This is a genomic window from Rhodopirellula sp. JB055, from assembly GCF_043100905.1.
Classification (GTDB): Bacteria; Planctomycetota; Planctomycetia; order Pirellulales; family Pirellulaceae; genus Rhodopirellula.
Genome location: NZ_JBICHO010000459.1, coordinates 1 through 11,089, shown reverse-complemented (window position 1 = coordinate 11,089; position 11,089 = coordinate 1). Strand labels below are relative to the sequence as shown.

Below are 11,089 nucleotides of genomic sequence, written 5' to 3'. Positions count from 1 at the left end.
CGGCAGAATCCGGTTTCGCATCGGGTGCATCTTTGTCACAAGCGTTTCGCCAGCATTTCGGCACCACCCCCGGCGACTATCGACGTCAGAACCACGCCACGTGAGTGAACCAAATTCAACGACGATCTGCCGCGTCCGGGATCCCCCACCGCGGGAGAGGTCGTGCAGTTGATCGAGGCCGCGTTTTAGCGGGTTTCAGCCTTCGAGCACCTCTCCCGAAACGAAGTTTGAGGGGAGGTCGAGCGACGCCGTTCAGGCGTACGCGAGGGAGGGGGCCGAGCATGGAAAACGGCAAGGGACGCTCACCGTCACGCCGTTTTCACACAAGAACGAGCTTCCTCCAAGTGAAATCCCGACTTTTGTTTGGACGGTCAATTGACATCCACAACGATCCGGGACACACTAAAAACTATTGAGAATGATTCTCAAATTTCAGTGCATCGAAAAGCCAGCAAACTGCAAGTAGCCAGCCAATACGGATGCGACGTTTCAAGTAGCCCCACGAAACAGGGGGCGACTGAATCTTTCCGTGTTACTCCACCATTTCTTGAGGACTGGTATGGCTGGCTATTGGGCCCAGTACCCATCCCCGCGTTCAAGTTCACTTCAACTTCTTGCCGCGTTGGGTCTCTTCCACGCCCAAGGAACGGTGTTGCCTCCATCCCCTGGACGACAGGGAGCCGAAAGTCCGCGATCACGATGCGCTACCGTCTCAAGCGGAATTGGTGAGCTGGCGGCGTGTTACGATTCAGTTGCATTGGGACAGAGAAGCCTCACGTTGACAACGTTTTTCTCATTGGAGCAATGAAACCAGCGTGGTGCCGATTCAGTCGGTCCGACTTCGATTGCGAACGCGTTCAAGCCCGCATGTTCGATGCAAGCGATTTTCGCATCACGCTCTCGAAATCAATCGTTCCGCGTTCCGCCGCATGCTGCTGACTGTTGGCGGCATGGTTCAATTCATTCCATTTCAGTTTTTCATGGCATTGTTTGCCGCAACCGGATAACCATCGAATGTTCAGTAAATTGGCTCACTTTTTGAACACCAGTCATCACCTCAGACGGCCATGTATCTCGCAATCGAAACCTCTGGCAGCATTGCTATCGATCGGTCTGTTCACCCCGTTTTCGAGTGCAGAAGTTCCATCCTGGCCACGGTTCCAAAACGGTGGCGCAATGACCATCTCGACCAGCCTTCCCACCGAGTGGTCGCCGGAAAAAAACATCGCTTGGACAGCTGACATCACCGGCTACGGTCAGTCCACTCCGATCGTTGCACACGATCAAATCGTGGTCACTTCGACCAGCGGCGAAAACAAAGACAACTACCACGTTTCCTCCTATGCGATCGAAGACGGCAGCAAGAATTGGCAGATCGACCTGGTCAATCCGTCGCCGTTCAAGAATTCGCCCATGGTGAGTCGTGCTGCACCGTCGGCAGTGGCAACCGATGCTGGATTCATTTCGTTCTTCGAGGGAGGCAACTTGGTTGCGATTTCTCCGAGTGGCGAAAAGCAGTGGGAAAAGAATCTTGTCGACGAATATGGCAAGATCGAAGCTCGGCACGGTTTGTCTGCGTCGTTGGAGTCCGATGGAAATCGCGTGTTCGTTTGGGTGGAACGCACCGAAGACCCGTATGTTTTGGCGATTGACCCTCCAACCGGCAACATCATCTGGAAGTCAGCCGGAGTCGGTGCTACCTCATGGGGATCGCCGCGGTTGGTGCCCGTCGGCGATGGTCAACACTTGGTGTGTAGTGCCAGTGGCAAGATCATTGGATTGAACCCGGAAACAGGCGAGCGTCTCTGGGAGTTTGAGGGAATTTCCAACAACACTTCTTGCACACCAACCCCTGTCGGCAACGGCCAGTTTCTGATCGGAGCTTCCGACGGTCGCGGAGAAACAAGCTCCGGCAAGGCAGCCGTCAACAACGGATTGATCCAAATCACCAAACAGGACGACGGCAGTTTCGATGCGGACTACAAATGGCAGGCGAAAAAGGCCACTTCAACCTTCGGCAGCCCCATCGTCGCGGGCGAGACGGCCGTGATCGTCAATCGAACAGGCGTGTTGTTTCGTTTGGATCTTGAAACCGGCGAACAGGTCAGCATGGACCGCACCGATGCGGGCGGGATCTGGTCGACTCCCTTGGTCGCCGGGGACAACTTGTACCTGTTCGGATACAAGGGAACCACCAGCGTGATCTCGCTGACAGACGGAAACGAGATCTCCGAAAATCGCTGCTGGCCGGAAGGCGGCGAAGATGAAAAGACACCCGGTTTCGGTGGCGGAAACGTTCTGTACGCCGCTGCTCCGGCCGGCAATCGGTTGCTCATCCGTCGTGGTGACAAACTCTATGCGATCGGAGATTGAAAAACATCGCTGACTCCACACACCCGACATCTTCCATCCCGATCTCTGGACCACGCCAAAAAAAAGAACCATGAAACCAACACACTTACGAATCGCCGTTGCGATCACACTGCTGCTTGGCGGCAGCGTCAGCAGTGCCGAGGAAGTGCTTACCAACACCTCCTCCGCAACCCAGTCCGCAGCCAAAGATGCGATGGCTTCCAAAGCGATGGAAGCTGCTCGAGAAGCTCGTGCCGTTTGGCACAACTTCCCGGGTTTCACTGCAGACGTCACCATCCAAACCGACGCGGTCAGTCATGCCGGCGAAATCCTGGTGACCGATGACTTCGACTACGAACTGTCGATTTCCGATGAGGCCATTCATCCCTGGGTGAATTCCAAGTTGAGTTCGGTGATTGGGCACCGTCGACCTGGCGGCGATGCTCCTGAAGTGACGCTCGATGAGCGAGGCACATCACCCGAGTTCGGGAGCTATGTTTCGCGTGTCGATGGCAGTGGTGTTTTCCGAATCGAGAACGGAAGGATTCGCGAAGTTCATCGCAAAAGTGATTCCCGTTGGTTTGAAATCACCAACGTGGAGTTCTTCGACTCCGAAGACGGAAAGGTCCTTCCCGAGATCACTTCGGTGACCTACCGCGATCCGAAAACCGGCAACATCACCAAGAACAAGACCAACCGTTTTACCTGGACTCGCGTGGGCGACTTCTTTCTACCTGAAGAATGCCTGACGATTGAAACAGGCAGCGATGGATCGCGTCAAACCCGTGAAATCACCTTCACCAACCATCGACTGACGACAACCGAACCGGCAAAGAAGACCGTTGTATCGACGTCGAAACTCCACAAGCCACTTCCGGAATCTCTGACCAGCTTCGGTGCCGCCGTGGTTGGTGAATACCTGTACGTCTTCAGCGGACATTCAGGCGACGCTCACGGGTTCGGAAAGGATCTGCTGGTTGACCACTTCCGGCGCATCAAATTCGACGACCCGGCCGCGGATTGGGAAGAACTCGCAATGCACGAGTCATCGCAAAGCACCGCGTTGGTGACCGATGGCGAATTCATTTACCGAATCGGTGGCCTGTCGTTCATCAACGGCAAAGATGAAGATGGCGATGACCAAGCCATTTTCAATTCCACGGATCATTTTGCTCGCTACGACATTGAGGCGGACACTTGGACAGAGTTAGCGCCGTTGCCTTCGCCGAGGTCATCGCTAGACGCCGCCATCGTCGGCCGAACGATCTATGCCGTCGGCGGTTGGGACCTTCAAGGCGTCGATGGTTCGCGTGACGCTCCTTGGCACGACACCATGCACGCCTTCGACTTGGACAACCCTGAAGCGGGTTGGAAAGAGCTCGAAGGCCCCGGCTATCAACTGAGAGCCATCTCAGTCGGTGCACACGACAGCAAACTTTACGTGCTTGGTGGAATCAGCCCCACCGGGTTCCTTCGCAAAACATCTGTGTACGATCCTGCCACGAATGAGTGGACCGAAGGTCCTGAACTGGTCGGCGACAGCCAGATGACCGGCTTCGCGACCAGCACGTTTGCAGTGGGCGGTCACCTCTACTCCACTGGAGCATCCGGGGTTGTTTACCGCCTTGCCGAAGATGCAAGTGAATGGCAAGTCGCAGACCGCCTGCTGTTTCCTCGAATGTTTCTGCGACTGCTTCCCGCAGGCCAAGATCGCCTGATCGCCCTAGGAGGGACCGGTGGAATGACGGGCCGCACCGCGGCAGTCGAAACACTGAAAGTCGACCCTTCGGCGAAGGTCAGCGAAAAAATTGTTTCATGGACGGTTCCTTATGACGGCGAGGCAAAGCACAGCCAATCATTGGTCCTCGACGGTACCAAGTTGTATGCCTTCGGCGGTAACAAAAGCTGGCAACCGCATGACTTCAGCAAAGAGGCGTTCTCAAAAGAGTCATTTCTTTTCGATATCGCCAATCAAACCGTCGCAAAACTTGCCGACATGCCACATCCGGTGCAAAGCGGTGCTGGCGTTGTCAACAAGCAAACCAGCGAACACAGAACGTTGGTTGTTGCCGGCGGCATGAACTTTGGGGAATCAACGTTTCAGTCCATCAACAGTCTCTTGCAATACGACGCCAAAGCCGATGAATGGACCGTCGCTGAGACAAAGCTGCCTGAACCTCGGTCCATGGCAAACGCTGTCGCTCATGACGACGCGATCTGGATCTTCGGCGGCAGTGACGCAGGCGGCAGTCACGGTTTGAGCAATAGTGTGTTGCATTGGTGGGGCGATGCCACTGATATCGCCGCTCTTCCAGATGTCAGTCTGCCACATCCACGCCGCAGCTTCGGTGGAGCCTTGGTGGACGATGAATACTTCCTAGTCGGCGGGCTCGGCGATGGAACAAGCATCGAATCGAGCGTTGACGTGTTCGACATGGAAAACCGAACCTGGCGAACAGCGGCCTCGCCCGCCGCCTCACGCGTGTTCCCTCAAGTGGCGGTCGACGGCAAGAAGATCTACTTGTTCGGCGGGTTCAGCAACACGGAGGGTCACTTCACGGAGTGCAAGACACTGGAAGTCTACGACAGCGAAACGGACCAATGGTCCACCCTGGCTGATTCAATCGATGGCGTCGACGCCTCCATGCGTCTATTCAATCTCGCTGGGCGTCTGTTGTTCTTCGGTGTGGATCGAGACAACGAGCAACAAGTGAAGTTCGTCATCTACGACCCCAATCCGATGACGCAACCCAAACAGGTCGCCGCAATGAGCTTCACTGGCGGTGGACCTCGGGGCAGCGGTGAAGCAGCGAAGAATGCGAAGATGCTGATGCGGAAGGACACCAACAAAGATGGCAAACTGAGTGCAGACGAACTCGGGAAGCGAATGGCTGTCTTTGCGGAAGCCGCCGACACGAATGGCGATGGCTTGGTCAGCTTCACTGAAGCCAAGGTAAAAATGGAAGCCGACGAACAAGCGGAAAAAGAGGCCAACGAAGTCGAAGAACCGACAACAACCGATTCGGAAAACGACCAATCGGAATCCTCTGTTTCGACCGCTCAACGAAAGGCAGATGAGCTCCAACGCGCCGCCGATGCCGCTCAACGAGAGGCAGACAAGGCTCAACGTGCTGCCGATGCACTACGCCGTCAATCGTGACGCCGTTCAGCTCATAGAGCCTTGTCCGGCGAAGTGAAACACGGCGACATTCGCCCACGCTTCTTCTCGCCCGATGCATTGCAAGCTCAGGTGGACGGGCTGCTCAGCGCGTCCACCTGCCGCCGAATCAACTCCTCCTATTCAAGACCGAAGAATATTCTCATGAGACGAATCGTTCTTGTGCTGCTGGCTTCCGCAGCCGTCCTTTCCACCGTCGCATCTGCTGAAAACACTGCGTCCTCTTCCCAGTCCAACGACACCCCATCGACACCCTCAGGACTGCACGTGTGGTTCAAACTGGATCGCCCCAGCGGCAGCAGCTACCGACGTCCCTACCTCGCCGTTTGGCTGGAAGACGCCGAGGGATTTCCGGTAAAAACCGCGACGCTTTGGATCCAAACCGAGCAACCTGGACCTCGTTGGCACCGCGACCTGACGCGTTGGTACCGCAACGATCGAATGCGGAAGATCGTTGAAAAAACCAACTTGGTCGATGGAATCTCAGCAGCCACCCGAGGACCAGGCGACTACGAAACCCATTTTGATGGAACGGACAACGCGGGAAATCCCTTGCCACATGGAACCTACACGTTGTGTCTGGAAGCCGCGCGTGAAAATGGGACGTACAAAATCATTCGCACCCGGGTGCGTCTCGGAGAAACTCCTATCCAACGGACAGAACTCAAAGGCAACATTGAAATCCCGCAAGCCGCCTACGCCTACACCCCGCCAAACGCGAAATGAGTGAATCCCCGATTCGTAAGAAGCGAAGCCGATCACTCTACAGTCGCAGCGCTGCTGCCTTTCGATGGCTTCACATCTATTTGTCGATGCTGGGTTTCACCTCGCTCATGTTTTTCGCGTTCACGGGCATCACGCTCAACCATCCCACGTGGTTGGGCGCGAGCGAACAAGTCATCCGGGACGAATCCGGACAATTGGCGATGGAACTGTTGCGTAATGAGCCCGACAAGCTAGAGATCGCGGAAACGTTGCGAGAAACTCACGCGTTGAAGGGACGGGTGAAAGAATTCGAGGTGGACGACTTTGAATGCATGCTGGTGTACAAGAGCCCTGGTTATGCCGCGGATGTCTTCATCGACCGCGACTCTGGCAACTACTCGCTGACTGAAACGACCAGCAACGCGTTCTCCGTGATGAACGATCTGCATAAAGGCCGCGACAGCGGAACCGGTTGGTCATGGCTGATCGACATCTCTGCATTGCTCATGCTCTTGATGTCACTCTCTGGTTTTGGACTGTTGCTGTACCTGAAAAAACGACGTGTCTCGGGAATTCTCGCCGCGGTCGCCGGCACAGTCGCGATGCTCGGCGTTTGGGTCTGGCTCGTGCCCTGAAGGACAACTCCGCTTGCGTCAGAGAATGTTACGGGCCGGCGATGGCACGAGTGAAATCGTTCGCGTCCGGGGCCGCTTCACAAAACGACTTACAAATTTCAATTTCTTACTAAGAAATCCTTGACACCCTACTCCAACCCGCTAGCTTTTGAGAACCGTTCTCATTAGAAAACGGGATCAACGCAGCTAGCCAGCGAACGGTGATCGCGCTCCCTTCAAGGGAAAAATCACCGAGCCAGCCCGCCACGCAGAGGTTGCACTTTTCTTGCCCGCACGACTGTGCCTTCAAGATTTGTGCGTTAGGCACATTCCCAAATGAATTCATTTGGGTTTGCAAAACAAACCACTCGTGAGGCAATATCACATGGCTACTTCAACCATGCCACTTGCTTGGGCATGCTACCGGCGCGGTGAACTGACAAAGACACTGCGGCTGCTGGACGAACGGGACGAAAAGCAAACCTGTGAGGTTCACCAGTTGAAAGGGCTGGTCCTTCACGACCTGGGACGCGCCGGCGAATCGGCCGACGAGCTCGAACGAGCGAGCCTGTTGGGGCCCATCCAAGACGAAGCACGGATCGCACTTGCGTCCTCTTACGCCCAGCTCAAGCGGATTGATTTGGCCAGGGAACTCTACCTTCAGCTAGCACTGGGGCAAACGCTTTCCTCCGAACTGATGCTCCAAGTGGCAGCAGGCTTGGAAGCGATCGATTCGCCACAACTCGCCATGAAAGTCTGCGAGTGGATCACCGAAGCGGACGACTCCGTCGCGCAGGCTTTCTATGACATGGGTTTTTATGCCGCTCGGTCAGGGCAACCGCTCTATCTGACAGAAGCCCTGACCCGTCGAGCGATGCAATTGGCACCGGAGAACATTCACTTTCGCATTGGTTTGGTTTCGTTGCTCGTCCAATTGGACCGCGACGATGAAGCCCTTGCCGCATTCGAACCTATATCGTCGATCGATTTTCGACAAATCACCTGCGTTTCGTGTCTGCTTCGCATCGCTGAAATGCTGAAACGACAAGGGCTCCCAACTCTTGCGGCTCTCTGTTCCGAACAGACAACCGAGTTGAAATCACCCGTTGGAGTTTCTGTGCCCGAATGCAAAGCCTCGGAGGCACAACCATGAATACGAACCTGCTTCTCTTTCACGTCACGCTCATTGCAGGTGCATTCGCGGTAACACTGATCAGCCTCACTCTGTTCTTCTACTTCAAAGAACGAGTCAGCCATCATTTCACGAAACGCTCGTCGTCCAGCCCTCGAGATTGGACACCGCGCAGTACGCCCGTGTCAGCCCACCGATACCGCACACCAGACTTGCCGGGGCGTACCCCCAGTCCAAACTCGCTTTGGATGTCGAATCCCTAACAGCCAGTTGATCTAGTCAGCCGGAACGCGATCGCATCCGGTTCGTCTCCGGTAACCGTGGGCCAACGCCCGTCGGCTGATCCTTCAACCTGGGAAACGTTTTCAATCAACAGCCTGCGAAGCACTGAGCGGAGAACAAGTGGCATAGGCTTCCAAGCCTTTGACTTCGTGTCACCAAGCTCATCCAGCATTATTCGAATCGTTCTTAGCGACGCAATCGATCCGTCAGCGCAGATCCCAACCCGTCAAAAAACACTTCAAAAGCATTCTCATGACCACCACACAACAACTTTACGACCAACTAACAACCGTTCTGTGCGAAGGCAACATCCACAAGGCGCTTCAACACTTACAAAAGATCTGCGACGACCAAGAGAACGACGGTGCGGCCTGGGAACTGCGAGGACTGCTGCAAGCTCAGGCGCAACAACCTGCCGACGCAGTCCAATCCTTCGAACGAGCCAGTTTGTTGATCCCTCTCGAACCTTGGTCCTCCAGGGTCATGGCGTTGCAATACATCGCGATCGGCCGATCGCAACTGGGCATTGACCTGTTATTTGAACTTGGCACATCCAGTTTGCTCAAGACTCCATTGGTAAGAATGGTCTCGCATGATCTGCTGACCCTCGGACACCCTGAAAAGTCCGCCGAGATACTTTGCCAAGCGATTGAGCGATCACCTGAAGACGCGATTCTGTGGCACGAACTCTCCGCGACTCAATCGGTACTTGGCGAAGCCCCCAGCGAGTGCTTGACCTCGGCCTATCGAGCCATTGAGTTGATGCCCGAGGCGACGGAGTTTCGGGTCACGGCAGCCACGCTGTTGATCCGAATGGACCAAGTGTTGGAGGCCTATCACTTGGTACGCCAAGTGGTGACCAGCGAATCGATCGAACTCGATTGTGATTGCTGCCTGTGGCGATTGATCCACTTGTTCAACTGCTTTGCTGACCGAGATCGAGTTCGTGTCTGCTATCGAAAGCTGCAGTCCAAGCAATTCACCGCGCAAGCTCAATCCTGATTTTCGCGGATGAGATCGATGATCCGTTTGGGATGCGGAAGACTTTTGGCGACCACCTCCAAATCGTCTTGTCCGGAACTGGAGATACCGATGCCACCTACATTGAGCAACCGTTGAACAAACGTTTGATCGAGTTGAATGTTGCGTACATCGTCATGCTGCACTTCCGACGTCTCACGCGAGACGATGCCCTCACGATAAACCGTTCGATCATCGGTGACCGTCAACGTCGTGAACCGGCTCAACAGTGTCCAATAACCAATCATTCCCGCGGTCACCAGCAAGGCGGCTGCACTCAGCCAAACCACAAGCGAGGCCGGTCCTACCACAACCATCTCATTCAACGAGTAACCAGCCAAGGACATCCCAGCCACTGACATCACGATCAGTCCGGCCGCGACCACTCCAACCACCGAAAGAACGAACGTCGCGATCGGTCGCCCTCGAAAGACAACGGGATGAACTTCCACCAGCGTGCGTTCATTGGGTTCAGAAGCCAATCTTTTTTCATGAGCCGTCTTCTCGTCGACTTCATGAACGGAGGTGACCACGGCCGTCGGCATCTCCATTTCAAACGGCTTTTCACAACTCGGGCAAAGCACCGGACCATCAAGATGTTCGATCGTGCTATCAACTTCTTGGTGGCAGTACGGGCACTGCGTGGTGAGAACTTGCATGGGGAAACTCTCCAGTTCGAGTGGACGGTTCGTTCACGACAACACTACGCACATCACATACCGAACACACACCGTGCCGCAATCCTTGCAAACGTTTCTCGGTGCGAAGAAGGTGAGCGGGAGTCATTGGGCTTGTTCACGTGGCGGCGTCTCTCCGAGACGCTGTTATTTGCGAGTCTCAGAGAGACTCGCCTACGTGAGGTGGTGCCCGATCGTTCCTACCCACGTGCAGAGCACACCAATTCAGTTCCCCTCATCGAACGTCATCCGCCGCCATCTCACGCCTATGCGGACAAGCTACGCCTGGACGCCCCGTTATCCTTGGCACTGGATGGCGGCATGCACACCTTGGTCCAGGTATACAACGTCAATGGCGGAAGGTTCATCGGAACGACTTCCGTCTCAGCAGGCCCAAACAGTGGACGAGCGAATTCGGTCACGTGATCTCGAATCTGATAGGCAATGAAAACTCCACCCGGTCGCAGGACTTGATGAATCGACTCCGCGATGGTCTTCGCAGTCGTCGCAGGCATACTACTGAACGGAATCCCTGACACGACCACATCAGCCAATCCGAAATTTCGTTGCGTGACCAAATCAACCAGAGAGCACGCGTCATCCATCACCACATCCAGTCGCGGATCATCGATCGCCCGCAAAGGCTCTGAAAAGACAGTGGATTTCTCGACCACCATCAGTCTCGCGTCCGGCCGCATGTGTTCCAGCAGGGTTTGCGTTGTCCCACCTGCTCCTGGACCTAGTTCGATGATGTTTTGAGCGTTTTTCACACAATCGCGGTCGGCGAGCTTCCGGGTCAAAGACGGGGAACTCGGACAAAGCGTAGCGACGTCCAACGGAGCCTGACGCCACGCCTTCAGCACGTAGTACGCACGCTTGATAAACGACGGTCCGGGACTCGCATCAGCCGCTGCTGTGATCGCATGCATCTCGCTTCCACCTCAATGTATGTCAAATGTTCGACCCCTGAAAAACGCGAACAATCCGCTTGCCATTCAGGGTGATAGGCGGTCGACCCTCGACCACATTGGGACATAAAAGCAATCCGCGTGCCATCTCCGCGGCAAGCTTCCGCGAACGTCACACGCATCCGGCTCACTAGTGGTCTGTCACGACCTATTTTTAGGGT

The 11,089-nt window shown here is 55.3% G+C and carries 8 protein-coding genes; 6 read left to right on the top strand and 2 right to left on the bottom strand.

What is annotated here, in order from left to right; translation table 11 throughout:
- Positions 1 to 1,176 precede the first annotated feature (1,176 nt).
- From ACF8AM_RS18060 to ACF8AM_RS18035, 6 genes are all read left to right on the top strand, one after another.
- On the top strand, positions 1,177 to 2,373 hold the full coding sequence (locus ACF8AM_RS18060) for a PQQ-binding-like beta-propeller repeat protein (RefSeq protein ID WP_392556985.1): 1,197 nt from the start codon (positions 1,177 to 1,179) through the stop codon (positions 2,371 to 2,373).
- 70 nt (positions 2,374 to 2,443) lie between these two features.
- Complete coding sequence (locus tag ACF8AM_RS18055; RefSeq protein WP_392556984.1) at positions 2,444 to 5,512, top strand: DUF3386 family protein; 3,069 nt, start codon at positions 2,444 to 2,446, stop codon at positions 5,510 to 5,512.
- A gap of 162 nt (positions 5,513 to 5,674) precedes the next feature.
- Positions 5,675 to 6,256 carry a DUF2271 domain-containing protein gene (locus tag ACF8AM_RS18050; protein WP_392556983.1) on the top strand — a complete coding sequence of 194 codons (582 nt, stop codon included), beginning with the start codon at positions 5,675 to 5,677 and terminating at the stop codon, positions 6,254 to 6,256.
- Complete coding sequence (locus ACF8AM_RS18045; RefSeq protein WP_392556982.1) at positions 6,253 to 6,870, top strand: PepSY-associated TM helix domain-containing protein; 618 nt, start codon at positions 6,253 to 6,255, stop codon at positions 6,868 to 6,870. Before ACF8AM_RS18050 ends, ACF8AM_RS18045 begins: the two co-directional genes overlap by 4 nt.
- A gap of 364 nt (positions 6,871 to 7,234) precedes the next feature.
- On the top strand, positions 7,235 to 8,002 hold the full coding sequence (locus tag ACF8AM_RS18040) for a tetratricopeptide repeat protein (protein WP_392556981.1): 768 nt from the start codon (positions 7,235 to 7,237) through the stop codon (positions 8,000 to 8,002).
- 513 nt (positions 8,003 to 8,515) lie between these two features.
- Positions 8,516 to 9,265 carry a hypothetical protein gene (locus ACF8AM_RS18035; protein ID WP_392556980.1) on the top strand — a complete coding sequence of 250 codons (750 nt, stop codon included), beginning with the start codon at positions 8,516 to 8,518 and terminating at the stop codon, positions 9,263 to 9,265.
- On the opposite strand, the gene ACF8AM_RS18030 is transcribed toward ACF8AM_RS18035, so the two are convergent.
- Positions 9,256 to 9,942 (bottom strand): PH domain-containing protein, encoded by a 687-nt coding sequence (locus tag ACF8AM_RS18030; protein ID WP_392556979.1) that lies wholly within the window; start codon positions 9,940 to 9,942, stop codon positions 9,256 to 9,258. The genes ACF8AM_RS18035 and ACF8AM_RS18030 overlap by 10 nt on opposite strands.
- A gap of 284 nt (positions 9,943 to 10,226) precedes the next feature.
- The gene (locus tag ACF8AM_RS18025) at positions 10,227 to 10,889 is read right to left on the bottom strand and encodes a class I SAM-dependent methyltransferase (protein ID WP_392556978.1); all 663 of its coding nucleotides are present in this window, start codon (positions 10,887 to 10,889) and stop codon (positions 10,227 to 10,229) included.
- Between the last annotated feature and the right edge of the window lie 200 nt (positions 10,890 to 11,089).

Bases quoted from the DNA above. Each gene is read 5' to 3' on its own strand.
- ACF8AM_RS18055 (WP_392556984.1), top strand. From the start codon at position 2,444: ATGAAACCAACACACTTACGAATCGCCGTTGCGATCACACTGCTGCTT.
- ACF8AM_RS18050 (WP_392556983.1), top strand. From the start codon at position 5,675: ATGAGACGAATCGTTCTTGTGCTGCTGGCTTCCGCAGCCGTCCTTTCC.
- ACF8AM_RS18040 (WP_392556981.1), top strand. From the start codon at position 7,235: ATGGCTACTTCAACCATGCCACTTGCTTGGGCATGCTACCGGCGCGGT.
- ACF8AM_RS18035 (WP_392556980.1), top strand. From the start codon at position 8,516: ATGACCACCACACAACAACTTTACGACCAACTAACAACCGTTCTGTGC.
- ACF8AM_RS18025 (WP_392556978.1), bottom strand. From the start codon at position 10,889: ATGCATGCGATCACAGCAGCGGCTGATGCGAGTCCCGGACCGTCGTTT.
- ACF8AM_RS18030 (WP_392556979.1), bottom strand. From the start codon at position 9,942: ATGCAAGTTCTCACCACGCAGTGCCCGTACTGCCACCAAGAAGTTGAT.
- ACF8AM_RS18045 (WP_392556982.1), top strand. From the start codon at position 6,253: ATGAGTGAATCCCCGATTCGTAAGAAGCGAAGCCGATCACTCTACAGT.
- ACF8AM_RS18060 (WP_392556985.1), top strand. From the start codon at position 1,177: ATGACCATCTCGACCAGCCTTCCCACCGAGTGGTCGCCGGAAAAAAAC.